Annotated in this window: 22 protein-coding genes and 2 pseudogenes; 4 read left to right on the forward strand and 20 right to left on the reverse strand. The window is 60.8% G+C overall.

What is annotated here, in order from left to right:
• Nucleotides 1-644: 644 nt before the first annotated feature.
• The 14 genes and pseudogenes from QA637_RS22370 to QA637_RS22435 form a co-directional block, all read right to left on the reverse strand.
• The gene (locus QA637_RS22370; protein ID WP_283066962.1) at nt 645-1691 is read right to left on the reverse strand and encodes an OmpP1/FadL family transporter; all 1047 of its coding nucleotides are present in this window, start codon (nt 1689-1691) and stop codon (nt 645-647) included.
• Between the two features lie 218 nt (nt 1692-1909).
• Nucleotides 1910-2866: a fumarylacetoacetate hydrolase family protein gene (locus QA637_RS22375; protein WP_283066963.1), complete on the reverse strand. Its 957-nt coding sequence runs from the start codon at nt 2864-2866 to the stop codon at nt 1910-1912.
• An 82-nt stretch (nt 2867-2948) separates the two neighbouring features.
• Nucleotides 2949-3626, reverse strand: coding sequence for a VOC family protein (locus tag QA637_RS22380; RefSeq protein WP_283066965.1), 678 nt, complete (start codon nt 3624-3626; stop codon nt 2949-2951).
• On the reverse strand, nt 3623-4057 hold the full coding sequence (locus tag QA637_RS22385; RefSeq protein ID WP_283066967.1) for a VOC family protein: 435 nt from the start codon (nt 4055-4057) through the stop codon (nt 3623-3625). The genes QA637_RS22380 and QA637_RS22385 overlap by 4 nt, the downstream gene beginning before the upstream one ends.
• A 106-nt stretch (nt 4058-4163) precedes the next feature.
• Nucleotides 4164-6068 carry an acyl-CoA synthetase gene (locus QA637_RS22390; RefSeq protein ID WP_283066968.1) on the reverse strand — a complete coding sequence of 635 codons (1905 nt, stop codon included), beginning with the start codon at nt 6066-6068 and terminating at the stop codon, nt 4164-4166.
• 114 nt (nt 6069-6182) lie between these two features.
• Nucleotides 6183-6851, reverse strand: a complete 669-nt coding sequence (locus QA637_RS22395; RefSeq protein WP_283066969.1) for a TetR/AcrR family transcriptional regulator — start codon at nt 6849-6851, stop codon at nt 6183-6185.
• Complete coding sequence (locus QA637_RS22400; RefSeq protein WP_283066970.1) at nt 6817-7692, reverse strand: 4Fe-4S dicluster domain-containing protein; 876 nt, start codon at nt 7690-7692, stop codon at nt 6817-6819. Before QA637_RS22400 ends, QA637_RS22395 begins: the two co-directional genes overlap by 35 nt.
• A gap of 9 nt (nt 7693-7701) precedes the next feature.
• Nucleotides 7702-10266 (reverse strand): annotated as a pseudogene (locus QA637_RS22405) (molybdopterin-dependent oxidoreductase); the annotation flags it as partial.
• A 329-nt stretch (nt 10267-10595) separates the two neighbouring features.
• Nucleotides 10596-11627 carry an IS110 family RNA-guided transposase gene (locus QA637_RS22410; protein ID WP_283066786.1) on the reverse strand — a complete coding sequence of 344 codons (1032 nt, stop codon included), beginning with the start codon at nt 11625-11627 and terminating at the stop codon, nt 10596-10598.
• 117 nt (nt 11628-11744) lie between these two features.
• Nucleotides 11745-12179: pseudogene (locus QA637_RS22415) on the reverse strand (molybdopterin-dependent oxidoreductase); the annotation flags it as partial.
• 451 nt (nt 12180-12630) lie between these two features.
• Entirely contained in the window at nt 12631-13929 is a 1299-nt protein-coding gene (locus tag QA637_RS22420; protein ID WP_428843159.1) for an alpha/beta hydrolase, read from the reverse strand.
• Between the two features lies 1 nt (nt 13930).
• Complete coding sequence (locus QA637_RS22425) at nt 13931-16981, reverse strand: efflux RND transporter permease subunit (RefSeq protein ID WP_283066974.1); 3051 nt, start codon at nt 16979-16981, stop codon at nt 13931-13933.
• A complete protein-coding gene (locus QA637_RS22430) occupies nt 16978-18075 on the reverse strand; it encodes an efflux RND transporter periplasmic adaptor subunit (RefSeq protein WP_283066976.1) in 1098 nt (365 codons plus the stop codon). The genes QA637_RS22425 and QA637_RS22430 overlap by 4 nt, the downstream gene beginning before the upstream one ends.
• 1 nt (nt 18076) lies before the next feature.
• Nucleotides 18077-19141: an efflux RND transporter periplasmic adaptor subunit gene (locus tag QA637_RS22435; protein WP_283066978.1), complete on the reverse strand. Its 1065-nt coding sequence runs from the start codon at nt 19139-19141 to the stop codon at nt 18077-18079.
• Between the two features lie 205 nt (nt 19142-19346).
• On the opposite strand from QA637_RS22435, the gene QA637_RS22440 reads away from it, so the two are divergent.
• Nucleotides 19347-19976, forward strand: coding sequence for a TetR/AcrR family transcriptional regulator (locus QA637_RS22440; protein WP_283066980.1), 630 nt, complete (start codon nt 19347-19349; stop codon nt 19974-19976).
• A 112-nt stretch (nt 19977-20088) separates the two neighbouring features.
• Here the strand turns inward: QA637_RS22440 and QA637_RS22445 are convergent, their stop codons facing one another.
• Together QA637_RS22445 and QA637_RS22450 are read right to left on the reverse strand one after the other, a co-directional pair.
• Nucleotides 20089-20583, reverse strand: coding sequence for a Pycsar system effector family protein (locus tag QA637_RS22445; protein ID WP_283066982.1), 495 nt, complete (start codon nt 20581-20583; stop codon nt 20089-20091).
• Between the two features lie 107 nt (nt 20584-20690).
• A complete protein-coding gene (locus tag QA637_RS22450) occupies nt 20691-20897 on the reverse strand; it encodes a hypothetical protein (protein WP_283066983.1) in 207 nt (68 codons plus the stop codon).
• A 497-nt stretch (nt 20898-21394) separates the two neighbouring features.
• On the opposite strand from QA637_RS22450, the gene QA637_RS22455 reads away from it, so the two are divergent.
• Nucleotides 21395-21934, forward strand: coding sequence for a TetR/AcrR family transcriptional regulator (locus tag QA637_RS22455; protein ID WP_428843160.1), 540 nt, complete (start codon nt 21395-21397; stop codon nt 21932-21934).
• Nucleotides 21935-22043: 109 nt separating this feature from the next.
• Here QA637_RS22455 and QA637_RS22460 read toward each other — a convergent pair whose 3' ends face one another.
• Entirely contained in the window at nt 22044-22556 is a 513-nt protein-coding gene (locus tag QA637_RS22460; protein WP_428843161.1) for a TetR/AcrR family transcriptional regulator, read from the reverse strand.
• 234 nt (nt 22557-22790) lie between these two features.
• Here QA637_RS22460 and QA637_RS22465 point away from each other — a divergent pair, with 234 nt between their 5' ends.
• Both QA637_RS22465 and QA637_RS22470 read left to right on the forward strand, forming a co-directional pair.
• Nucleotides 22791-23411: an FMN-dependent NADH-azoreductase gene (locus QA637_RS22465; protein WP_283066988.1), complete on the forward strand. Its 621-nt coding sequence runs from the start codon at nt 22791-22793 to the stop codon at nt 23409-23411.
• 291 nt (nt 23412-23702) lie between these two features.
• Complete coding sequence (locus QA637_RS22470; protein WP_283066990.1) at nt 23703-25223, forward strand: methyl-accepting chemotaxis protein; 1521 nt, start codon at nt 23703-23705, stop codon at nt 25221-25223.
• Nucleotides 25224-25742: 519 nt separating this feature from the next.
• Here QA637_RS22470 and QA637_RS30920 read toward each other — a convergent pair.
• The 3 genes from QA637_RS30920 to QA637_RS22480 all read right to left on the reverse strand — a co-directional run bounded on the left by QA637_RS30920 (nt 25743) and on the right by QA637_RS22480 (nt 26478).
• Nucleotides 25743-26000, reverse strand: coding sequence for a type II TA system antitoxin MqsA family protein (locus QA637_RS30920; RefSeq protein WP_346283782.1), 258 nt, complete (start codon nt 25998-26000; stop codon nt 25743-25745).
• Entirely contained in the window at nt 25976-26170 is a 195-nt protein-coding gene (locus QA637_RS30925) for a hypothetical protein (RefSeq protein ID WP_346283783.1), read from the reverse strand. The genes QA637_RS30920 and QA637_RS30925 overlap by 25 nt, the downstream gene beginning before the upstream one ends.
• Before the next feature lie 62 nt (nt 26171-26232).
• Entirely contained in the window at nt 26233-26478 is a 246-nt protein-coding gene (locus QA637_RS22480; RefSeq protein ID WP_283066992.1) for a type II toxin-antitoxin system MqsR family toxin, read from the reverse strand.
• Nucleotides 26479-26501 lie beyond the last annotated feature (23 nt).

Genomic DNA, 26501 nt, shown 5'->3' on the forward strand with positions numbered 1-26501 from the left:
GTCCAGACGCTGGAGGGTGTGGCTCAAGTCTGGTGGCGTTTGCTACCGAATGCCGGACCGATGCAGCGGCGATCCAGTCACACGGAGCGGCACGTTTCACTGCGGCATCCGCGAAATGAACTTGTGAACCAAGAACGTCCGTTCATGGCGCAACCACTACCTCCAGCGTCGTCGCCGCCAACGTCTGCTTTCAGTAGGTGGCAAAGCCGTTCTCTACGGCCGATATGGAAGCGCAAGACAGTCGCCCAGGTTACCTGCGGCGAAGGTCGGGCTCGGACGCCAATCCGGTCCTTCCAGGTGTCGCCGTCAGCGGCACAGGTGGGTGGAGTGCGGAAATTCGTCGGGATGGTGCTGAGTGACTGCTGTGACCACAGTTGCGGTCGTTTTTGTCTGTGGTGCTCATAGCCTCGTGACCGGTAGCGGTCTCCGCCATGCCGATCGCTTCTGCATGGTGCGCACCATTCGGGCGGTTCCAACGCCACACCTTCGGGGCGAATTGCTTCTGCATAGTTTTCTCCATTCATGTCTGGTGCTGTCTGGGCGCCGGACATGGTCGTCCGGGCGCTATGCGGCATGGCAACCTGCCGGAAATCACTCCCGAGCAACTGCAAAGTTTGGCAGTCGAGGCGCTTCCGGAAGTCCGATCAAAACGAATACCCCACCTTGACGGCGGCGCTGACTACATCATTGTCCGTGAAGTCTCCGAATGAACCCGACGCGTCACCGAACTGGTAATACGAGACAGCGGTCGTCACTTTCACTTTGTCTTTCGTGTAGATCGCACCGAGCGTTGCCCCCCATAGACCGTCTGTTGCGTCGATTGGCGCGTCAGCCGATATGTCGGTTTCTGGCTCGTAGGTCAGAGCCGTGAATCCCGCCCAATTCTCGTTGAACACCTGCACTGCGCCGAGCCTGTAGGTTGTCGTATCGTTGAAGTGGGTCAGCGAGCCTAGAGGATAACCCGGCGGACTGATTGTGGTTTCGCTCCATTCGGCCCAGCGAACCGTCGCGAATAGCAGCGTCGAAGGACTGATCGGGGCCTGAAGATCGATGTTGACCGATTGGGGGGTCTCGACGCTTGTCGTCCCGACGTAAGCACCGGAAGTGTCGAGATCGTAGTCGATTGCCGAATTATAGGTGACTGCGACCCGAACATGGGCCTCCGGGATTTCAAAGGCACCCCCGACCACGTAGCCCGCCGCCCATGTGTCCTCAAATTCGACGTTGGCGAAGCCGGCTGGCACGCCGCCTGCAAAGACTGAGATATCGGTATTGCCGCCGAGACGCTGAAGCCTTGGGCCGCCGAAAATGCTGAAACGATCCGTCAGCTTGTAGCGCAGCAAGCCTGTGACGGCGAATGACTCGACTTCTCCCGTCAGCCCGGACAGCGGTCCGCTATTGTACTCGAGCGTGCGCCCGTAGGGATTATCTACAATGACCGCTCCCGAGAATTGCTCGTTGATATCAGCCTTGAAGGCGCCTGTGTAAAATGGAAGCGTGGGCGCCGTGTCGCCCGAAGCAAACGGGGGACCGACGGCAGTGATCTGTCCCTCCACGCTCGGACTGGCAAAACCTAGCCCGAACTCGATGTAGCGTCCTGGCTCGAAAAGGACGTCATTCGGCTGCCCCAGAACATCGAATCCTCCTGCGACCGCAGGTGTCACGAAAAGATAGCTGAAAAGTCCGGTCACCAACCTAATAGTTTTCATGCGGGTCTCCCTCCTCCGAGACAACTCGCTTTCTGTAAAGCCCAAGGAAATGGACAGTTCTCACCTGCTGCGGACCCCGCGCATTGCCTCCAAGGCGCCGGCTAATGGGCTAGATCAGGAGGCGAACCTCGACTCCTTCAATCTCCGGAGATCAGGCTGATGCGGGCAGGGATGGCGTGCGCGTCCTGGTCCCGCCGACATCACGCGTCAACGATTTCGAGCAACTGCCTGCCAAAATCGACGGCGCTGTCGTCGGTACGCATTTCGGCGCGCATAATGTCGCCAGGCGCGAGGTAGCGTGTGTGCGCGGTTGCTTCCTGGACAATCGCATCCTTCCGCTCGGAATCCTTGAAGAGCTTAGTCGTCACGATCTGGGCCAGAGCGGCATTCGCTTGCAGGATCACGCCCCCCGGCGTCCCGGTCAGGACGAGATCACCCGCCCACAGGTCCATCAGGGACGCAATGTCGTTGAGGCAGGTTTCCGGGCGAAAGAGGAGGTCGCGGGTGTGGGCCGACTGTCGAAGTTCGTCGTTCAGCCAGAGGCGGATCTCAATCCTGTCGAGCAGATCCGCTACCTCTTCCGGTTCCGGAATGACCAGCCAGGGTCCGCAGGGGCAGAACGTACGGGCGCTCTTGCCACGGAACCACTGCAAGAAGGCTTCGCCGAACATGATGTCGCGGGCGGAAACGTCGTTGCACAACACTAGGCCGCCGATGAAATCGCCGAGGGTCTCTCGGGTGACGCGATCGCCCGCATTCAAAGGTCGCTTCAGGACAAGCCCGAGTTCCACTTCATAGTCGAGCATCTGACACCCGGCGGGTCGGATCACCGGGTCGAATGCTCCCGATAGCGATGAGGCGGCCTTCATGAAGAACAGGTTCTTCTGACGTGGCGCATGCCCCGATTGATCGGCGTGATCCGCGTAGTTCAGACCCTGGCAGACGATCTGCGCCGGCGCTGTGACGGGGCTCAGAATGTTTGCTGAGCTGATCGCGAACCGCTCAGCGCCTGCCCTCGCTTTGAGTTCTGCAGGAGTAAGGCGCAGGATGTCGGCGGTTGAGACGAAGGTGCCCCCGAGCGGCGCAATCTCGTCTCCGTCCAAAATCCCCCATAACGGTTCGCCGCCGATCGTAAATCGGGCCACTTTCACTACCATTTCATTTCCTTTCTTTGGAAGGGCCGCATCGAAAGCGGCCCGAATGTCGGCTCAGAGCGCTCTTTGAAGGTCGGAGCGCTGGTCAAGCGCGGTCCTTGCCCTTGAGGTCGCCGTATCGCGCGCGATAGTTCTCGATCGTGTCCATCGCGCCGCAGAACTCGACATTGTGCCAGTCGGGGTCGTAGAGATAGCAGGCGACGTTGCCACCGGTTTCGCCATCGCCCAAAGGCGGTTCGCTGTTGTGGCGGACTGGACCGTAGTTCAACTGGAAACCGGCGGCCTGCTGTTGCTTGGCAAAGGCCAGGACGTCCTCCAGTTGGTTTCCTTTCACCTCGAGTGCGAAATGGAAGAAGCTCATGCCCGAAGGCACAGTGATCCTGCCGGAGGGGTCGTATTCCTCGACGAGCACGAGGCAATCCTCGTGGTCGGTTGCGCTCATGTAGCAGCAGCGGATGCGCCACCCTTCCTTGAAGGGATGCGGTTCGGGCTCGCAGGTGCGGCTGTGGATCATGCCGGCAACGTTCTCGTACCAGGCCCGGCTTCGCGCGATGTCGCGCACATAGATCGATAGCTGCCCGATGTGAGAAACGAGCGAAGGCCTGAAGACGCCGTAGTCCTCCGTCTTGTTGGAGAACCGCCGCTTGGTCAGCGTCGGCCACAACAGCACCAATTCGCGAAACCATTTCCGCTTCAGGAGGCCGGCGAAGCGCAGTTTGAATGGGGGCAAGACGTTCGGGGGGATGAAAGCGGCGTCGCTCATTTGCCGGGCTCCTCAATGATCTCGATCCAGTGCTGGTCTGGGTCCCGGACGCAAAAAGCACGTGATACTGGGCGCGCGGAGGCAAGCATGCGTCCTTCGCGGATCGACAGGCCCATCCCTTCTGCGCGGCGCCTGACGTCGTCGAATGCCTCTGCGTCCTTCACCGCTAACGCGAAGTGCAGCATGGAATTGTTGTCCATCTTCAGCTTGTGGTGCTTCACCAGACAGATGTCGTGATGGTGGAAACCGAACGAGAAGAAGTGCATTTCCTGCTGCGACAAACGCATTGCTGCGCTGCTGTCCGGGTGGTTGAGAGCGGAGAACTGCAAATCGAAAAGCTTGATATAGAAAGCCTTCGAGCGCTCCAGGTCGGTCACGTAGAAGACGTGGTGCTGAAGGTTGGTCACGGGGATCCGAGTTGCAGCATTCATGACTGGTTTCCTGACTGGTAGTTTGCCCAAGAGACTGCTGGCGCCCCATTCTCGTAACGGCCAAGATTGATCGCCATCATTGACGTCCCCTTCTTCTCGCTGATCTTCAAAGGAACTGCGCCTTGAAGGCGTAGCGACCCAGTTTTTCGCGGAGAGGGCTCGGATCGCCCTCAGTTGCAATTCTTGCCAGCACCCCAAGCCGGGGATCTTGATCAACCGAGAGCGATACGAGATTCACGCCGCCCGATGCCGCCTCCTGGCGTACGACGTCCTCGATCTCCAGCATCGACAATGCTGGTTTGAAGATTTTGCCGACGGATGTGATGGGCAGCGCGGCGAGAATCCGGACCGATTTGGGATGTGCGGCGCGCTCTGGGATACGGCCGATGGCATGAGCAAGCAGGTCCGCCTCCGATGCCGTCGTCCCCGGCTTCAACTGAACGTAAAGGACTGGCAGTTCTCCGGCGCGCTCATCGGGCCGTCCAACCGCCGCGGCGAGTTGCACTGCCGGGTGATCCTGCACAGCATTTTCGATCAGTTTGGGATCGATGTTGTGGCCGGCCCGGATGATGAGTTCCTTCTTGCGGCCTGTCAGCCAGAAATAGCCGCCCGCATCCTGGCGGGCGAGATCGCCGGTGTTCATCCAGCGCTCGCCGTCGATCTCGAGCCAGAGACCGTTGTTGTGTTCTGCATTGATATAGCCGGCGAAGACGTTCGGCCCGTGGATCGCGAGCACGCCGACCTCTTCCGCCCCGGCGAATCCGGTGAAGCCGCCGGAATCGTCAAGTCTGACCACTGCCATTTGCTGGTAGGGGAGGCGCAGGCCGATCGAGCCGATACGTCGCTCGCCTTGGGGAGGATTGATACTGGAAACACAGGCGCCTTCCGTCAGGCCGTAGGCCTCCAGAATGCGTATTCCCGTCGCGTTTTCGAAATTGCGGAACAGTTCCACGGGCATTGGTGCGGCGCCGCAGAAACCATAGCGAACGCCCGAAATGTCGCGGCCGCCGACCGGCACCTGCAGCAGTGCGGAGTAGACAGTCGGAACGCCCGAGAAGGCCACGACGCTATAATGTTCGACGATCTCCCAGAAGGACGGAATAATTCCCTCTGCGCGATAGCCCTGGGGCGTGCCCATGACGACATGTGCGCCTTGCGCCCAGGGGATTAGGCCCGTCACCAGTTGCCCATTGACGTGGAAGAGCGGCAGGCCGCAAAAGATCGTCTTGCCTGGTGCGAAGGCGTCGCCAATGAAGGCTCGGCTTGACCAAGCGTCGAACACTTCCGAGAAGTGGGTGCGCGCGGCGATCTTGGGCAACCCGGTGGTGCCGCCTGTGCACAAATACGAGGAAATGTCTTCAGCCTTGGGGGTCTCGAAGGTCAACCGGTCTCCCGGTTCTGCGGCCATCTCCTGGCGGAGACTGAGAACAGGAATGCTGAGCCCGTCGAAGCCCTGCGGTACGTCGGTGGCGGTGTTATACGGGGCAAGACTGACGGTCAGAACCCCTCGCAGGTTCGGCACATTCGCCGCGGCCCCGATCGCCTTCTGCCAGATGTCGATTCCCGGAGATGGGGCCAGGGTGACGAGCCATTTTGCCTTCCCGGTGACGAGAAGCTCGGAGATCTGTTCCGCTTCAAGAAGTGGATTGATCGCAAAGGCGATGCCCGCCGCCTCGCCGCCCCAGATCACGAAATGCGTTTCGGGCAGATTGGGCAGCACGAAGGCGACGACGTCGTTGCGACCGATTCCCAGCCGCCGGAGGGCGTTGGCTGTTCTCGTGATGTCAGCGAGGAGCTCTGCGTGCGTCCAGACGAAGGGATCACGAAAATCGTCGACGCGCAGAAAAAACGAGAGGGCAGGTTGATCCGGCGCGATTGCGGCGCCGCGCGCAAGCATCTCGTAGGTACTTGCCGGCAGGTTACGCTCCCACAGCGGCGTTTGCTCGAATGCCTCGATATCGCGCAGCGTGACAACGGGGTGCCCGAAGTCGTCACGGGGTGTTGCGAGCATGAATGTCCTCCTCCCAATCGATCCGCGCAGCCTCACTTGGGTAGCGGCGGCAATTCCAAATTTGCGACGCGACGAGCTTCCTCCGGCTCGAACTCCAGTGCCGCGAGCACGAACTCAGCCGCGTCGGATCCGGAGAGCTTCAACACTGAAAGAAACCAGGTCGTCGGGCGCAGTAAGCGAGCGCCTCAAATGAAAATTTCTGATCGCTTTAGGCTCCCAGAGTGCGGCAGTTGACGCGCAGAAGCATTCCGCGGCCCGCAGACTGTCCTGTCGGCGAAACTCCCGTGCACGGACACCCACTTCGACAAATTCAGCGACGATGTCCCTCACGCGTTTTACGAATGCCTCGAAGGCGGGCCAGCGCTCATCGTCGGCGACCGTGAGTAGCTCAAAGAGATTTTCTTGCTTTCGCATGAGCGCAAGAACACGTCGGTGCAGCTCCAGAATGAACACTCGGAGACTTTCTGCACTCGTGAGCGTTCCGGAGACGGGCTGTATGACGGGAAAATTGTTGTCGAGCACTCGCGCGACAAGCTCGTCGTATATCGCCAGTTTGGAAGGGAAGAACCTGTAGACATTTGCCGGCGACATTTTCAGGTAGCTCGCGATGTCGCAGACGTTCGTCTTTCCGGATCCATAGAGCGCGCACAAAGTCTCTGCCGCACTGAGAATGCGGGCAACGTTCGCTCCCCGGCTCTCCTGTCGTCTTGTTCCCCGATTGTCCACATCCGTGCGGCAATGATCACTGTCAAGCATCGGGTCCCCCACGCGCGTCGGCGGCACGGGGGCGGGCCAACCGCAATTCGCCCAGATAGATGCTCTCGCTTAGGACACAGTCGCGCCAGGCGCTGCCATTTGCGTGGGATACTTCGACACGATATGTGCTTCCGTCACCCAGCAAACCGTCCAAGGCAAAATCGCCGAAATCGTTCGTCGTGGCTTTTGCGAGACGCTTGCCTCCCTGGGAAAGGGTCACCTCCGCCCCCTGAACGCAATCGACCACCCCGGCAAGTTCGGCGCTGACGCTACCGCCGATGAAACACGTCTCCCACCGCTCCAATCCCCGGTACCAAATGCGGGGTTTGGTCGCGAGGTTGGGCTTGAGCACCTTGAGTCCTTCCGTCTCTGCTTTTTTCTGCATGACGGCGTCATCGAGTTTCACCGCCTCGAAGACATCCGTCGGACAGGACTGTTGACAGCGGGGCCGATCCCACCCCTGATCCAGCAGGTGAGCGTCGAAGAACCAAGTCTGTGGCACCTGTTGCTCCTCGTTCCAGACGATTGCGCCATACGGGCAGGAGCGAACGATGTCCTTGCGGCCACGCGACTTCACCGGATCGATGATGACGATGCCATCGTCGCGCTTGCGAATGGCGTCGCCGGCGCGGCGCATGCAGGGCGCGTCATCGCAGTGATTGCACATCACCGGCAAATAGGTGGTCTCCACCATGGGAGCGCTGCCCTGCGTACGTCGCAGGATGCGGATTGGGCTATCGCCGACGGCAGGGGCCGGCGCCGAGTAGCCCGCGAACTCGTTTCCGACATGCTCGTCCCGGTTCGCAATGACGCAATTGTGGCAGTTTTCGCAGCGGCCGACATTGATGATCAGGTTCCACTTGCTCATGGCTTCCTCCTAAGCTGCGCGATCCAACTTGAATGCCTCGGCGTTGCGCCACTTCTCGATCTGTACCAGGCAGGAATTGGGAGCCATGCTGCTGGTTCCGCGGGTCTGCGACCGGTCCGGGGTGAGCATGTTGAGGCACCCGCCAACCTCGACGGTCTCCCCCGCAACGTCGATGAGCTTGAACTCGGCGCTGGCCTCATAGGACTTAACGACCCCTGGGGTCACCAGCGGCGAAATGTCGGCGGCGCAGATCACGGCGCCGCGGTCGTTGAAGATCTTCACCAGGTCACGATGGCGAATGCCCCGGGCGGCTGCATCGGCCGGGTTAAGCCGCAGCAGCCAGAAGCGGTGGCCGGCAATCAGCGCGCGGTGGTCCTCGACCTGATTGACCGCGCTGTTCTTGCCGTCGCCGCTGGTGTGAAAGCTGTAGCGGCTGTGAGTGGCGATCAACTGAAGCGGGTAGCGCTCGGCCAGCTCGGTGTTGCGCAGCCCTTCCCAGGAGGGGAGGTAGTGATTGACCGGCGGCCGGTCCGGATTGTCCGCCGTGTTCCGCTTGAGGATCTCCGGCACGAATTCGAGTTTTCCGCTCGGCGTCTGCAGGCCCATGCCGAACTCTTCGGCGTACTGGGATGGCATGGGAGCCGGTTCCGGAAGATCCTTGCGCCTGCCCTCGGCAAACCAGCGCATGTCGACGGGCTGGCGCAGTTCCGGCTTTTCGGGCGGCACGACGTAGTAGCCCTTGCGACAGAATTTCTTCCAGGAAATTCGGCTGGGCAGATCTGACGAATCGAACACCCGCTTGACCCAGTCGAGCTCGCTGCAGCCCTCGGTAAAGACGGCTCCCAGCCCCAGCCGGGTCAGGACGGAAGTGAATATCTCATAGTCTGACTTCGACTCGCCCAAGGGCTCGATGCACTTGTGCTGGAGGGTGATGACGCGATGGTTGACGACGTTAACACCGTGATGGGCGTAGCCGCCGGAATTCGCCCATTCGCCGATGTCCCAGCGCTCCAGCGAGGTGCAGGCCGGCAGGATGATATCGGCAAACTGGGCCTCGCCCTCCATCCAGATGGACTGGTTCACGACGAACTCGATGCTCTCGTGCCGATAGGCATCCACCCAGCGCCCCGATCGGGTTACGGTACTGAGAGACGAGCCGCCGTAGCGGTAGATCATGTGTATCGGCGAGTAGCCCGGCATGGGATAGCTGAATGGTGCAAACTGGGCCTCCTGGGCCATGCCGTCCCAGAGATAGCCGGTGGCGTGACCGTCGATGATCGCGTCGGGCAGTTGCTGGCGTGGAACCATCTGCTTGACGGGATTCATCGTCAGGATATGCGGCATACGCTGGTAATTGTTGACCGCATTACCGGTCCACGCCAGGTCGCCGGAAATCCCTCCATCTGCATAGCCCGGAAAATAAAAATGCAGGTCGTGCGGGACGCCGATCTGGAGGCCGCCGAAATTGATGCCCGGCTTGCCCCAGCCCTGCATCGCCATCATCATCACCATGCAGCGCGCCCACTGCGCACCGGTGGCGCCGCGGCCCGCGCCGCCGAAGCCGGTGCCCGTCATCCCGACAGCCAGGTAGACCTTCTTGCCGCCCCACTTGCGGGCCAAGGCGCGCACGTCCCTGGCAGGGATGCCGGTCTCGGCCTCCTGCCATTCGGGCGTCTTGGGAACGCCGTCGGTTTCGCCCAGCAGGTACGCCTTCCATTCGTCGAAGCCGGTGGTGCGGGTGGCGACGTACGTCTCGTCATAAAGGCCTTCCGTAACCCAGACATACATGATTGCCTGGGCCAGAGCCGCGTCGGTCTGCGGCCGGACGGGAAACCAGCGTCCGCCCAGCAACTGGGCTGTCGGATTGCAATGGGGGTCAATGTGCACGAACTCGATGCCGAGTTCCTTGGCCCATAAACGACGCGTCGTGCCCTCAAACCCCGCATAGGCTCCATTGGTGCTTTCAGGGTCGCAGGACCAGAAGACGATCATCTCGGCTTCCTTGAGGCAATCCTCCACTCCGCCATAGCCCGCAGGCACGCCGACGCGCATTGAATTGCCGAAGTGGTGCATGGCACCCCAATACCAGCCTTCCCAACTGTCCGGATTGGCCGCGACCCGGGTGAAGCCGATCAGGTTGGCGAACCGCATCAGCGAGCTCAGGTAGTAGCCGACGTTTCCCCACTGGTGATGGGACGACATGGGGAACGTGATGGAGCCGGGTCCATGGACGCGCTTCTGACGGTTGATCTCCTTGGCGACGATGTCCAGTGCCTCGTCCCAGCTGATCCGCACGTAGCCTGATTTTCCGCGGTTCTGCGGGTTGCGTTCGCCGTCGGGATCGAAATCCACGCGCTTCATCGGGTAAAGAATGCGCTTGTCCGAATAGACTAGCGATTTCATTGTCAAAGCGTGGGGGGCTACCAGCGCGCGGCGGGGCGGGCTGAACTTGCGCCCACGGGCTTCGATCACCCAGGTGGACGGGTCGCTGCCGTCGAACTCGACGGGCGTAACGCGCAGGATCCGGCCGTCCTTGACGTGAACGAACAGGGGTCCGCCGTTGGTGCAGGTGGTTGTCTAATCGCATCCCGGTCGTCAAGGTGCTTTAGGCATTCGGCGACCTCGCCGGGTTGCGGGTAGGCAACGCAGATTAAATTGATCGGTGGATCGGCGCTCAGCGGCATGTCCTTCGGAGCTATCCGGTGCTGGGGAGCAGGGTTGTCTTCGCGGTCGACAAATGTCGCCGCACAATGGGCTTCGCAGGCAGGACCTTCCCATGTGTAGCGCGCAGTCTCAACGAGCTGCAGCCACTCGTAGCGGAATGATCCAACCGACGTCCGCAGCAGGGACGCTCAGTGCCTCAAATCAGGTTTGACGCGCTGAGGGCAGAAGCTGGCGGTTGCTTATGCGATGGCGCCAGCCGATGCGTTGAAGACTTCTCCTGTCCTGAGCATGCTGTGCATGATGACCGCAAGCTTCCGGGCGACTGCCACCGCAGCGCGCTTGAAGCCCAACCGCTCACGCAGCTGAAGCCCCCAGCTCTTGAGGCTGCTCTCGGTCCTGGCACTGGCGCTCGTGAGAAGCACTGTCGCCGCTTCATACAACAGCCCCCGCAGATGGTTGTCACCTCTACGCGAGATATGGCCGTTATAGTCGACCTCACCTGACTGGTAGCGCCGCGTTGTTAGCCCGAGCCAGGCACCAACCGAGCGCGACGTTTTGAAGTTGTCTGGATCTTCAATCGCTGCGATGTAGGACACCGCCGTAACGGCGCCAATTCCTGGGATCGTCGTCAGAAGCTTCGAAGCCTGGCTCTGCCGTGCCACTGCGAGCAACTGGCGATCAAGATCGGCCGCGCGCTTGCGAATGTCGCGCCACGCCTCAAGCAGGGGCAATATGATCCGTGCAAGGTCATCATTCCCAGCCAAAAGCTCTCTCACATTGCCATCAAACACCCGACCCGTTCCTTTAGGGATGATAAGGCCGAACGTCTTCATCAGGCCGCGGATCTGGTTGCTAAGTTGGGTTGAGATGCTCAGGAGCTGATTGCGGGCGCCGACCAGCGTGCGCGTCAACATACTGTCAAATGACTTTACCCGGACCGCCTTGTAGAAGCCGGCTTCGGCCAGCTGGGCCAAGCCATCTGCATCATTGGCATCTGTCTTGTTGAGCGTCTCGTTCAATATCTTTTGCGCGTGCCGCGCTTCGATGCAGATAGCGGGGATCCCCTCCGCCGTCAGTGCGTGATAGAACCACGTCGACAGCGGCCCCGTCTCGAATATGACGCGTTTTGCGTTCGGGGCATGCTTGCGGATCACCTGCGCCAACACCTTTGGATCCGAAGCGCGCTTCCCCCGCCAGATCCGCTTCCCGTCCTCCCGGATCGAGATCGCAGTATCTTTCAATGAAACGTCGAGCCCTATATATTGGTCCATGGTTGCCTCCATTCGATGTTTGGGCCCGGTTCCAATCGTGAGCCCGTATTTCCATCCTATCGGGGGCAACCAACCCAGACAGCATCATCTTGCAAATAAGTTGCCGGGGGCAGTCGCACCGCGATTACCCCATGTGTAGCGGCGGCTGCCGTCCGGCATCGGCGTTCCCATGGGAAGGCCCGCAGTTTCGCTCATATAGAGGGTCTGCGTGAACCAGACGACCAGATCGTCCGGTCCCGTGGTCACGACCTTGAAGTTCTTGGCCGCATGGATGATTTCCAATTGATCGCGATTGGGCATCAAGAGCTTCAATGCCGTCGCTGCGTCCTTGAAGGACATGGCCACTTCAGCCTCGGCCGGCGAACCCGCACGGGAGCGGAATCTGCCGTCTCGGATTTCCACAATGCGGCCGAGGCTACCATCCTGCAGACCAATCCATGCCACAACATCGCGCTGTTTTAGCCGTTCAGCGAACGCGGGACGGCCGGAAGCGGTGTGATTGAGTACCTTGGGCAGGGCAAACAAGATGGCTCTGAGAACCTGCCGGCTCATCTTCGGTTTGATGGCTAACATGGCGCGCGCTCACCAGGTCCGAGCGCCCAGAAATTCCGGTCCTGTGGCAACTGCGGGTGCGGCTTGCAGTTTCATAGGCGTCTCCTCCCTATCAGCCATAAATGACTATTAAGTCATAATGACGTTATAGTCAACAACGCGATGTTCGGCTTTTCCGCAGATTTGAACGTCGCTGTTCAAACCCTCGAAACGATGTCCTCGGGAGAGGTGGAGGGCTGCGCACGATGCGGTGGCGCATTCGACTAAGGAGCATCCGGCCTCTCGCCGACAAACGACGAGGCTATCGGGTCGTTCAAACGACTCTGGCGCCGTAAGGGGCGGCGGCTGCGAACAGGCTAGTCGGCTCCCATTGCTTTGCGCTTTTTGGCTTTGGGAGGTGGCGTGCTTCGCCACCTCCTGGGCTGCGTTTGACTGGGCAGCGGCCCTACATTCAGTACGAGATCTGCCCGTCCACGATCTCCCCGGTCGAGGGGGAAAGCTCGCGCTTCAACACTTCGCGAGCTTCGCCGCTGATGACCGATGCCGGCCCCGCAACGGCCACGCGCGCGGCCGACCCGGCGAAATTGGCAGCCGCCACTCCTGCACGATCCGCGAACGTGGCATCGCCTCCCGAAAGCGATTGACCGGCCAGGCGCCGGCCGAGCAGACGTACGATCTCGGGGCTGTCGGCGAAGGCATTATGGCCAAGCGGATCGTTCGAGGCGATGGCGCTCGTGTCGATGACGGAAACGCCAAGTTCCTCGAGAGCGGCGGCATAGGGTCTGAGATCTGCCCCTCCGATTCGTTCAACTCCGCCCGACAGCCAGCGAGAAGCCCCAAGCGCCTTGTCTCGCGTCGATGTCAGGATCGCGAAATGCGGCCGTTTGGCTCCCATCTCTAGGAATTGGCGACGAAACACATCGATATCGATGTCCGGCGACGCAAGCACGACGTTCTTGATTTTGGCCGGGATTGCCTTTTCGCGCATGGCAACGCCGCGCAGCGCTTCGGCGGCGAGCCAGGTACCCATCGAATGCGCAAGGATCGTCACGTCATCGACGTCGGGGCTCCTTGTCGCCTGAAGGATCAGGTCCTCTAGTGCCCGCCGCGAGTAGTTTGCGCTTTCCTTATCGTAGAGATAGTCGAAGACGCGCGCCCGTGATGGCCAGGCGAAGAGAATCGGCGCCGCATCAGTGCCCGAGTCGTGAACGATCTGGGCGAAGCGGAAGACGGCGTCTGCATAGGTGTTGTTAAAGCCGTGCACGAAGATGAGCACCTGGCGCTTGGCGTTCCGGTTCTTGCGGAACCACTTGAGAGCCTGCCCTTCCGAAGCGACCTTGCCAACGTCAAGGACCGCGAATTCCTTTTCAGGATTGGGCGGCACGCGCGAGGGCCATTGCACCTCGCCGATCTTGCGGTTTCGATCCGGAGGAATGGAGACGGTGACGCTGTTGAGCGAGATCGCCGTTCCGCGCTCGCCCGAATAGAGTCGGCCGGGATCGTCCGACGGCTTGCGCGTCGTCGCCACCAGCATGTCGACCCGGTTCGCGTCAGTAGCGGCCACTGCTGGCGGTTGAAGGACGTTCTCCACACGAGTCGCGCAGCCGTTTAGGGCGACGGACAGGACCAGTATCAGCGGGAGCACCCGCCGAGGCCCCGTCCGGTTTGTCGCCCGGACCGGCCGAGAGCGGCCGGCCCATTGTACAGCGAAAATGCTTCGCGAGCGGTCGAGAGAGATGGAGCCGCGCATCTCAGTGCTGCTCGACTTCGCGCGGAATACGAAACCAGGCAACATAGAGCGCCGGAAGGAAGAGAAGCGTCAGGGCCGTTCCCACGACAATTCCGCCCATCATCGCGTAGGCCATTGGTCCCCAGAAGATCTCGTGCGCGATCGGGATCAGCGCCAGGGTGGCGGCGGCGGCGGTCAGCATGATCGGCCGCATGCGGTGTTCGGTCGCCTCGACGACCGCCTTCCATGGCGACATGCCCTCTGCGCGCAATTCCTCGATCTGCACGATCAGGATCACCGAGTTACGGATGAGAATGCCGACGAGCGCGAGCACGCCGAGCAGCGCCACGAAGCCGAGCGGGGCATTGCTCATGAGAAGAGCCATGACAACACCGATGAGGGCCAATGGGGCAACCGAGAAGACCAGGAACAGCCTGTGGAAGCTCTGAAGCTGGATCATCAGGAGCGTTGCCATGATAAGGAGCATGACCGGCGCTACCGTCGCAATGGGACCCTGCGACTTGGCGCTTTCCTCGACCGCACCGGCGACTTCGACGTGATAGCCGACCGGCAACGTCTGCTCGAACCCCGCAACCTTGTCGGCCAGCGCCTTCACGATCGACGCCGGCTGCGTCGTATCGCTGATCCCAGCCTTGACGGTGATGGTCGGGAGCCTGTCGCGCCGCCAGATCGTCGGTTGTTCCACCTCATAGCGGAACCTTGCGACCGAGGACAATGGGACCGACTGGCCGCTGCTGGATTGCAGTTGCAGGTCCAGCAGCGTGTCGATCGAACCGCGCTCGGTTTCTGCGGCGCGGCCGACCACATTGACCAGATAGATGTCGTCCCTGACCTGCGTTGCCGCGTCCCCTCGGACGACGGTGTTGAGCGCCATGGCGATGTCCTGGGATGAGACGCCGAGCTGCCGCGCCTTGTCCTGCAGCACGTCGAGCTTGACGACGCGCGCTGGCTCATTCCAGTCAAAGGCGAGGTTCTTGAGGGAAGGATGGGTGCCGACGACAGACCCCAGTTTTTGCGCGAGCTCGCGCACCGTCTGGAGGTCCTCGCCGGACACACGGTACTGAATCGGCTTGCCGACCGGCGGTCCGATTTCCAGAAGCTTCACATAGGCGTCAGTTCCGGGAAAAGTCTTCTGCAGATACGCTTCGACTTCCTGCTTCAGCTTGTCGCGAGCCTCGAGCCCTTTGGTGACGATGACGGTCTGCCCGAAGGCAACGTCAGCCGGCTGTACATCAAAGGAAAGGATGAAGCGCGGCGCGCCCCTTCCGACGTAGGTCGACCAATGCTCTACCGCAGGGTTGCCAGTCAGCACCTCACGCTCGAACTGACCCATCTGGCGGCTCGTTTCGGCAACCGAGCTGTTCTGCGGCAGATTCCAGTCGACGATGAGTTCTGGCCGGTCGGAACTCGGAAAGAACTGCTGTTGCACCATCGACAGGCCGGCGACCGAGCCGGCGAAGAGCAGGACCGTAGCGACGATCGTCATCCAGCGCCAGCGCAGACAGAATTGCAGCAGCCGCGAAAACGCCCTCGCGGACCAGCCCTTATGTTCGGCATGCTTCTTCATCGTCTTGGGCAGCAAGGTCACGCCGAGCAGGGGCGTGAACAGTACGGCGACGATCCAGGATACGATGAGCGATACGGCGATGACGACGAAGAGAGAGAAGGTGAACTCCCCGGCGCTGCTCTTGTTGAACGCGACCGGGATGAAGCCCGCGACGGTGACGAGCGTGCCGGTCAGCATCGGGAAGGCCGTGGACGTGTAGACGTGGGTGGCGGCCTTCTTGAGACTGTCACCCAATTCCAGCCGCGCCACCATCATCTCGACCGCGATCATCGCGTCGTCGACGAGAAGACCGAGCGCGATGATGAGCGCTCCGAGCGAGATTCGCTGTAGCGAGATCCCAGTATAGAGCATGACCATAAAGGTGATGGCGAGAACGAGCGGGATCGCTATCGCAACGACCAGGCCAGCCCTCAAACCCAAGCTGATGAAACTGATCACGAGCACGATCGCAACCGCCTCGAACAGGGCCTTTGTGAAGCCCCCGACGGCTTCGTGAACGACTTTCGGCTGGTCGGACACTTGTTCGACCGCGACGCCGACCGGAAGATCCTGAACGATCCTGGCCATCGTCTCCTCGATCGCTTCGCCAAAGGCAAGCACGTTGCCGCCCGTCTTCATGCCAATCGCGAGCCCGATCGCCGGCTTTCCATTGAAGCGGAAAAGCGAGCTTGGCGGGTCGACATAGCCGCGGGTGATGTTGGCGACGTCCGTCAGGGGAAAGAAGCGGTCGTTGACCCTGAGATTGATCCCGCGCAGGGTGTCTTCGGAGATGAAGCGGCCGCCGACGCGCAGCGCAATGCGCTCCGGTCCCGCCTCAACGAAACCGGACTGCGTTACGGCGTTTTGCGCCTGCAGTGCGGAGACGATCGCGGCGCGGTCGATGCCGAGGGCAGCAATTTTGCGGGTGGAGAATTCGAGGTAGATGACCTCGTCCTGCGCACCGACGATGTCGACTTTGCCCACGTCTCGAATCTTGAGGATCTGCGTTCGGGCGTCCTCCGCGAAATCGCGCAACTCCCTATGGCTGAGGCCGTCGCCGGTGAAGGCATAAATATTGCCGTAGACATCCCCGAACTGGTCGTCGAAGAACGGGCCGATAACGCCCTGCGGAAACTCGTGCGTAATATCGTCAATCAGGTTGCGCACCCGCGACCAGGTGGGCTTCACATCCGCTGCGTTCGTCTCCGGCAGCAGGTCAACGAAGACGATGGTCTGACCGGCGGTGGTGATACTGCGGGTATGTTCGAGATTGTTGAGTTCCTGCAGCTTCTTTTCGATGCGATCGGTGACCTGCTGCGTCACTTCCTGAGCGGAGGCGCCGGGCCACTTGGCCTGGATGACCATCGTCTTGATAGTGAAGGATGGATCTTCCTCGCGGCCGAGGGCCATATAGGCGTAGGCTCCGGCCACTGTGAAGATGATCATGAAATACCAGACGAGTGAGCGATGCTCGAGCGCCCAGTCTGAAAGGTTGAACTTGTTCACGGGCGTTGCTCCTGTTTGGTTCTGACGCTCTGGCCCTCGGCCAGCTGATTCACACCGGCGACGACAACCTCTTCCCCGTCCGTAAGCCCGGAGAGGACGCGGATGGAACGAGCGTCGTTGGAGGAGATGTCGAGCCGGACGGGCCTCAGTGAAACGGTGTGGGTCGCGGGATCGACCACCCAGACATGGTCGGTGCCATCCTTCTTTACGACGGCCGCCGCAGGCAGGCCGATCCGGCGCACTTGCTGCACCTCTGGTGGCGCAGCGGTTATCACTGATCCGAGGCGGAAGACTTCCGGCGCCTGATCGATCGCGATTTTCAGCCTGCGCATGCGGGTGCCGGCATCGGCCTGCGGTCCGATCTCGCGCAGAACGCCGGAGGTCCGGAGCGTCTCGTCGAGTTGGAGGGCGACGTCGAACCGATCGCCCAGGCGCAAGGCGCGCAACTGCGCTTCCGGCACGTCGACGACCACGTCACGCCGATCAAGGCGAGCGAGTCTCAGCACCGGCTGACCAGCGGTTACCGTCTGTCCGACTTCGACCGCCGTGGCCGTGACAACACCATCGAACTCGGCCTTCAGCTCGGCATAACCAAGCTGCTCGCGCGCCTTGTCGAGGCTGGCATTTGCCTGTCCGACACTGGCCCAGGCCGACTTCAGCGCCTGCTCGGCAAGATCCAGGTCGGCGATACTCGCAGCACTCGTCGAGGAAAGCCTGCGCTTGCGGTTCTCCGTCAACATGGCGTTTTCAAACTGCGCTTCAGCGTTGCGCAGGTCGGCTTCGGCGCTCCGGACCGCAAGCTCAAGGGCGAGCGGATCAATCTCGGCCACGACATCGCCTGCCCGCACGAGGTCGCCGACATTCACTTTGCGCGATACGACGCGCCCCAATGTGCGGAATGCAAGATCGGTTTCCACCCGGGCCTGGACGATTCCGGGGAAGTGCACTGTTTCCGCCTGCGCGGCGCTCGCCGCGACGGACTTGACGGGCCGCGGCTTGGCCGGCTCGCCAGCGCCGGCATCCTGATCGCAGCCGGCAAGAAGCGCGAGTGCTGCGACGAGTGAAAACGAAAGGTGAGATTGGTAACGAGCCATCTTACTTGCCCTTCCAGGCCACGGCTTGGCCTTCCTTGAGAAACTTTCCGCCCTCCGTGACGATCAGGTCCTGCGGGGCGATCCCGCCTGCGACGATCAGATCGCTTTTGCGGTAGCTCGCGACCGCAATCTTCCTGAGCGACACAGATCGGCTTGCGGGGTCTATGAGAAACACGGCAGGCTCGCCCATGGCCGACGCGATCGTGCCCGCGGGCAGGATGATTCCCTTGCGCGTCGGTGAACGGAACTCACCGACGACCGGAGTGCCGAGCGGCCATTGCGCATCTTCCGGGAGTGCCACCTTGATGCGGACCGTTCCGGTTCTCGTGTCGATGAAGGGAGAGACCTCCCTGACCGTCGCTTGCGTTTCCAGGGCGCGATCCGCGATTGGTGCCACCTCAACGTCTGCCAGTGGCCGCCCTTCCAGAAAGAAGGCCTCGAACACGTCGAAGACGGCATCTCGCCGGCCGTCATGGGCGAGCGTGAAGGCAGGCTGCGCCGCAGAAACGACGCGGCCGACCTCGATCTCGCGTGCGGTGATGATGCCGTCCGCGTCGGCCTTCAGCTCGGTGTAGGACAGGGCGTCCTCGGCCGTCGCCAGCGCCGCCTCGGCAGCTTCCAGCGACGCTTTTGCGGTCCGCAGCTCCTTGTCGGCCTGATCGAAGGTCGCCTGCGAGATCGAGCGCGAGCGCAAAAGCGCTTCGTACCGATCAAACGTCAGCGTCCTCTGCTTGACGATCGCGCGGGCCGACTCGAGCCCGGCTCGGGCGACTTCCACGTCGGCCCGCTGTTCTTTGTCGTCAAGGCGGGCGAGAACATCGCCGGTGCGCACATGCGAGCCGACATCGACGAAGCGCTCGATCACCCTGCCACTGACGCGGAAGGACAGGTCGGACTGTACTCGGGCCTTTACCTCCCCGGTGATTTCGGCTCTGGGCTGATATTCGGCCTGCGAGGCGCTCACGGCCCGAACCTGCTGCGGCGATGGCGTGACTTCAACTTTGTCTTCGCAGCCGGCGAGATAGGCGCAGGCGAGACCAATTCCAATCAATCGAAAGGGCTGCATTTTTTGCTCCGTTACGGTTTGCAACCAAAGGGATGATGCGCTAGTATCACTGACTAACGAGTTAGTCAACAACAGCAAAGCCACGCGTTGCCCCACCGGTCAGAGCGGAAGAGGCATCCCCGCCTAAGCCGCCCGCTAACCTGTTAGAGTCGCCGTAAACACGCGATTCGAACGACCGTCGTGGCCCAGCAGAAATGGAAGTGAGATGGCAAAGACTGAGAAGAGGCCCTCGCGGGCAGAGCAAAAGGCCCGGCGCCCTCAGGAGATTCTCGAGGCCGCGTTCGAGGAGTTCACCGCAAAGGGCTACGCGGCTACGCGGGTGGAAGACGTCGCCGCCCGCCTCGGCGTGACGAAGGGCACCATTTATCTGTATTTTCCGACAAAGGAGATGCTCTTCGAGGAGATGTTCCGCCACATGTCGACACCGTTCAAGGACGTGCTGGCCTCTGTCGGCACGGTCAAAGGCTCGTGCGCCGACCGACTGCGGGCACTCCTGCTCCTTGCATACGCGAAGATTCCCGACGACCGGAGAACACGGGAACTCCTGCGCCTGACACTGTCTGACGGCACGCGTTTCCCTGACATCGTGGACCGACACCACGACGAGTTCATCGCCCCGCTGATCGCGGCCGTCCGAGCACTCGTCGGGGAGGGAGTGTCTTCGGGCGAATTCCGCCGTGGAGCCGCTGCAACATTCCCCGACGTCGTCGCCAGTTCGATCCTTCACGTTACCGTGTGGCGGCTGATGTTTGCGGACCGAAAGCCGATCGACGCACCGGCCTTCATCGAGGCACACTTTGATCTCGCCCTGAACGGACTTTTGCAGCGCCCGTAGCGCGCGAGGTTCGATCATGTTCGATCCGCGCACCACGGACACTTCTGCTTTGGAACGGCAGAGCGCCACGGTTGGTCGCCTCCATTCACGCCGATCTGCCGCGCGTTCGACGTCAGGCGATGGTGAGGCTTCGTGCAAATTGCTCGCCTCCGAGTACGACGAAAGAAATGACGGCCATCATGAGGCCGCGTCGGAAGCGCGCCTGCTTGATGATTCTGACGCGGGATGTTTTGAGCAGTTCGGCGGCGAGTACTGAAGTCCAGTCGGACGTCAGTGCCTGTTGAACGAAGTCTTTGAGATCGGTAAATAAGTCGGGATCGACATAATAGACACGCTGCTCAGCTCCGCCGGACGTTTTCGCGACGAGTTGCTTATCCGCGCGGGCCCGAGTTGGATAGAGCACTTGCCCGAACTGCAGGATCGGCATGATGACGATACCCCAGACGACTGCGAAGAACATCGGGCCAAGCGGTGCACGCGTCGGCATGAGATCGCCGAAATGCAACACTAAATTGAGCGCAAGAATGTAGCCGGCTCCAACGATCTGCGCCTTGGTGTCGTAGGAGCGCGCCGTCACTTGCGCTTCCTGTAGGGCGGCAAGCAGCATCTTGTCTGCATAGTCGCGGCTGTTCTCACGGTATTCGGGGTGCACTGCGGCATCCGATCGAAGGAAGCGGACTGACGACGGTGTCTCCTGCATGTCTGGGTCTTCCGTCAGTGCTGGGGTGCGAAAGCGAGCGCCGTCATCGCGCCCGGATCCGCGGCGTCCTCAGGGATGCGGCTCATTGCAACAAAGAATGCTGCCAAAGAAACCAGCGTCAGCACGGTGGTGTCCGCGAGTCCGCTCACGACGGCTGACCAGGTAAAGAGGCAGGTGCAGACAACACAGGCATTAAGGAACTCGCCGGGCGACGGGCGCATGAAAGCCTCCGCTCGAAACATTGGGGGTCGGGTTTTATGGTGGTGATGCTCTGAGTGGCAGGCTCGAGCTTTAAATTGGACAATAAGTCAATTCGACTAAATAGTCAATATGAGAATGGCGAAGGGGTGCCATGCGAAAAAGGCGTAGCCGGACGGGGCATCAAGAATGCGCTGATCGCGGCTGTGGTTGGTTCATCGGCTAACTGCGCACCGGCTGGGTGCCGCCGAAGGAGCCCCTTGCATTTGGCAGGTGCGAAAATGAAAGAGTGGCGCTCAGGCCTTCCGCCGTTAAACGGCCCTCGTATAGACAGGCTTCAGCCTGGACATTATAGTCAGTATGACCTATTCGTTAAGAGCTTGAGGTTTTGTGTACTATGGCGAACATAAATCCGACTCGCCGAGCCGAAATCGGGCGCGAAAAGCGCGCGAGAACCCATGCGCAGCTTGTCGAAGCTGCCAAGTCGCTGTTCGCCAGACAGGCTGTGGAGTCTGTCACAGTGGATGACGTGGTTAAGGAGGCCGGGGTCGCCAAGGGTACGTTCTACGTGCACTTCGATAGCCTGGAGGCATTGACTGCAGCAGTTGCGGAGGAACTGGTGCAGTCGTTCGACGAACTGCTGCAGCCGGGCCGGATCTCGATTTCCGATCCCGCCCTGCGAATTGCTTTCGGCTGCAGATTATTCATCGACAAGGCTCTCACTGACTCGCGATGGGCTGCGGTCGCGGCAAGAATGACGGCAGCAACTCCGAAGGGTGGCGAGAACATTCGTCGCCGCCTCTTTGAAGACCTTCAGCAGCTTTCGAAAGAATCGCTGGAAGAGACGTCTGCGGAGCTGAAGCTGGAGGTTGTCGTCGGGATCATGCTCCAGATCTTGCGCGCTCTGGGTGAGGGCAGGTTGTCCTCGCTCGATCGTGACGCTGTCATTAGCGCCATCCTCCGCGCGATCGGTCTCAGTGCTCAACAGGCGGAGTCGGTCCTTGAGCGCTTGCCGCCCAATACCATTCCGGAGAAATCCTCTCAAGCCGCGGCGAACTGACGAGCATGCTTGCTGACAAACTGCGCGTCTGCGAATTGCTAGGGTGGATCCCCCACGTCGCGCATGATCGCCCTATCATGCCGTCACGGACAGCTTCAATAGGTGTCGGTTAGAGCCTGCGGTTGTCGCGTGGGGCACTGCCGAGGGCCCGAAGTGCCGCCTCCAGAGCTTGGCTGGATAATTCGGGCCGAGCGGCTCGCTCGATAATGCCGCGTGTAACCTGCAGCCAAATGCCAACGACTATGTCGACGGCCAGTTCCGGGTCGCGCACTGTCACCTGGTCTTGTGCAATAGCCTCGGCAAGATCGACTTTAAGATCAGCGCGCACAGTGCGGCCGAACTCGTTCGGCCTTTGCGAGGTCTGAACGACTAACCGCGCCCATTCATTGTCAGAAATCGCTTTTTCCAAGGATTGCGTGAAGGCGAAAGACAGGCGCGCGATCGGGTCCCGCAGCTTGGCCCGGGCGGGTGTCAGCAGTTCGTCGAAACTCCGTCCCAGTTGCAAACCTACCGCCGCAACCAGTTCGTCGACGTTGTTGAAGTGATAGTAGAAAGTGCCCTTGGCGACCCCTGCTGCCTCTGCAACCGCATCAATGGTGAGCGCAGCCCCTTCGGCAAGCAACGTCGCCCCCGCTTCGAGGATATGCGCCCGCGTCCGAGCCCGTCGGTCGCGTCCGATTTTTGCTCTTCGCGCAAGGTTAATCTTCGCCATTCGCCATCCCGTCTTGCATCTCAGGCGCAATTTCGCATTGACTAAATAGTCGAAATGACGCTAATGTTCAATTGAATTTGCCGAGGGCTGCCTGTCTGGCTTATTACACATCCCCTGATGATTACCCATGTGTGAGGTTTATCGATGCCATCCCTTCTTCACGTCGATTCCAGCATACTCGGCGATAAATCGGTCAGCCGCGCACTTTCAGCGGCGGTGGTCGCACGCCTCAAGAATCTCGATCCGAAAATTGAGGTGACATATCGCGACCTCGCGGCTCACCCGATCCCGCACCTCTCGGGCGGTTACGTGGGCGTCGTCAGGGGAGGCTTGGAAGCCGGCCATGATGCTGCACTTCAGGCCGACCTTGAACTCGGCGGAAACGTTCTAGAAGAGTTTCTGGCAGCCGAAACGGTCGTACTCGGGGTAGCCCAATACAATTTCAGCGTGCCCAGCCAACTGAAAGCCTGGATCGATCGCATCGCAGTCCCAGGCAAGACATTCCGCTACACCGAAAAGGGGCCTGAAAGCCTGGTGGGCAACAAGCGCTTGATCATAGCTCTGGCGCGTGGCGGCTTCTACGGACCGGGTTCTCCCGCCGAGAATTTCGAGCACACGCTGACGTATTTGAAGAGCGTGTTCGCCTTCATCGGCATCGCCAATCCTGAGGTCATCGTCGCCGACGGCGTCAACGTGAGTTCCGAACAGCGCGAGTCCTCTCTGAAGGAGGCAAAGGCGCAGATAGCTGGCCTGGAGGCGGCATAAGTTATATCACCAACGGGGGTGCGCTGATTGGCGTTCGAGAGAGATCGTTCCCTGCAAATCGCGGCGGGGAGGACGTATGTAGCCCTCCGATCCGTGGCGCGAACCGGATGCTGCCCGTAAGGCTCCCTTTACCATCGACCTCCTAACCTCGTTTGGGAACGTGATTGTGCGCCAAAGGCGCGCCCGCCATGAACGCGGGAAACAAGTCCCGGACGCCATGACTTCGCGCAGCGACCGGTCCAATCCTCCATGACCCCATTTGATCATGTCACACCCAGGGAAGTTTCGCGGATGAAAACGGAATGCGTCGCCAGCGGCAATGAGGACATTGCCGGCCGTCTCAATTTCATGGCACTCGATGACGCCGCCAGGAAGAACCTCAAGGCGCTGAAGCCGATCTTGCAAAAGGAACTCGGGCCTGCGCTCGACCGGTTCTACGCCAAGGTGCGACAGACACCGGAGACGAACGCCTTCTTTTCCTCCGACGGGCACATGAACCGAGCGAAGAACGCTCAGCTTGGCCATTGGGGAAATATCATCGACGCCAATTTCAATGCGGAATATGGAGCGAGGGTTAAGGCCATCGGCCAGGTGCATGCCAGGATCGGTCTCGATCCGCGCTGGTATATCGGCGGCTATGCGCTAATCGCGGAGCATCTAGTCGGCGAGGTCGTGAAGGCGCATTGGCCGAAGGCGGGCGCCTTTGGCCGCCAAAAAACCTCCGCCGAAGAGATGAGCGCGATGCTTGCGAGCCTGATCAAGGGCATTCTGCTCGACATGGACCTATCCATTTCCGTCTACATGGATGCTTCCGACGTGGCCAAGCAGCGCGCCGTGCAGGAAGAGGCGCTTGCAGGTGAAAGGGCGCTCGTCAGCCGCATCTTTGGCGCCGCCTTGCAACGGATCGCCGCCGGTGATCTCACCGCCCACATAGACGTCAATATCCCGGAGGCCTACCAGGAGCTTGCGCAGAACTTCAACCATGCGATCGCGGAACTCGGACGCGTGGTAGGCGGGATAGGGGCCGGAGCCAGCCAGATCCACCTCAACGCCAAGGAGATCGCGGCGGCAGCCGACGATCTTGCGCAGCGCACCGAGCGCCAGGCGGCCAATCTCGAGGAGACGGCGGCGGCCGTGGAACAGGTGACGCGCACCGTGCGCCAAACGGCTGAAGGCGCCGACCGGGCGAATTCGACGGTGACGGCGGCACGCGCGAATGCGGAGCAGAGCGGCGAGGTCGTCGGCCACGCCATCGGCGTGATGCAGGAAATTCAGACGTCCTCAGCGAGTATCGCCCGTATCGTCGGCGTAATCGACGACATTGCCTTCCAGACCAATCTGCTGGCGCTCAATGCCGGTATCGAGGCGGCACGGGCAGGGGAAGCGGGCAGGGGCTTCGCGGTCGTCGCCTCGGAAGTTCGCGCGCTTGCCCAGCGTTGCGCCGATGCGGCCAAGGACATCCAGTCGCTGATCGCAAAGTCGCGCGGCCAGGTCGAGGAGGGCGTCGCCTCTGTCAACCAGGTAGCGCAATCGCTGCAGCAGATCGTCGCCCAGGTGGTCGAGGTGAGCGCGGTGTTCCACGCCATCCGTTCGAGCACAGCCGAGCAGGCGACGGCTCTCCGTGAGGTCAACAGCGCCATCGGCCAGATGGACCAGATTACGCAGCAGAATGCGGCGATGGTGGAGCAGGCTAATGCATCCAGCCACGCGTTGACGGCCGAGGCCGAGCAGATCGCGCTGCGCCTCGGCGCCTTCACGACGTCCGGCAGTGCGAAGGCGAGCGCGGCGTCCGGCTACCGGGTTGCTGCTTAGAGCTCGGCCTGAATTACACTCTCGGGCCGAGCTATTCACATAGGACATCAAGCAATGCCATGATGCGGCCGCCAAGGCGGGGATCCTGCGTATCCACATTCCGGTGGCAAACGGCCTCTCCGACGGACGTGGTATGGCGCCGACTGGATCGAGTGGAACGACACGAGATACCAGCTACTGCGGACCTTTGCGCCATCGATGAGCTATGGCCGCTTAGGGTCGAACTCGTCCCTACCAGCCGCCAATCCGAACGTCTTGAAAGCCCGCGTTGCTGACCTTGGAAATCTAAAACCACAGCGTCCGCTTTCAGGGCGTGCATCCAAGACCGTGTAAGTCCAAAATGGGGGCGCAAAGCGGCCAATCACGACTCTGCCTTTGATCGTCCGCTTCGGGTCGAAGCGAGCCGTTCTTCACAAGCCCTGCACACGGCTTGTTGCGAAGATGTTCACGTTCTGGGCTAACAGGATCGCATAAGGTATCGTCGGGAACTGCGTCGCTCCACACCGGCATCGTGAGCGACTAGGCGGCACCTTGACGGAGTTTCTCGATCAGCTCGGGATGATGATCGAGTAGACGTAACAACTGGCTGGTCGGGCCGCTTGGCTCGACCAAGCCCCGCTCGTACTTGTCGAAGGCATTTTCCCCAACTTTGAGCAGGCCGCCAGCCTCACGCTGAGACAGTTTCAGTTTCTTGCGTGCTCGTTTTATGGTGGCAGGCGAGGGAATACCTTCGACCTCCTCCTTCAATGCCCTTAAGACCGCGTCGGTAACGGCCATGTCGTCACCACATGAATGCCTTCGTCACCGTTTTCCAGATATCCCGGAAGTTCGATGGTTTTGCTCTTGCCCTTATAGGTGATCACGAAGGGGCGCACCCCGCGGCGTAGCGTCTTGCCGGTCTCGGGGGAGACCATCGTGTCGGGCAGATCCCGCTTCGATACTGCCATGCTCATTTCTCCTTGAAAGACATGACCACGAATTCGGTGATGCCGTCCGCTTGGAACTTCACCTAGAGAACCATTCCGCGTGCTGGCACATGATAAACGTCCTGCCAAACGCGATGATCCGCAAAGGTCGTCATTGACTTATAAAACATCCGCCGCTCGATCCCGGCGATCGTTTCCACAACACCCGCCCGGTCGAATCCCAATGCTGTGGCATCTCGTAGCGCGGTTGAGGTCATCGCAAGCGTCTCGACCGATCCGAGCGCTGTCTTGATTGCCTCGAGATCGTAGGTCGGGCGTGACTTCTCCATGCCCCAAATGCCACCTTAATGGT

It is taken from the genome of Sinorhizobium terangae (assembly GCF_029714365.1).
Taxonomy (GTDB): Bacteria; Pseudomonadota; Alphaproteobacteria; order Rhizobiales; family Rhizobiaceae; genus Sinorhizobium; species Sinorhizobium terangae.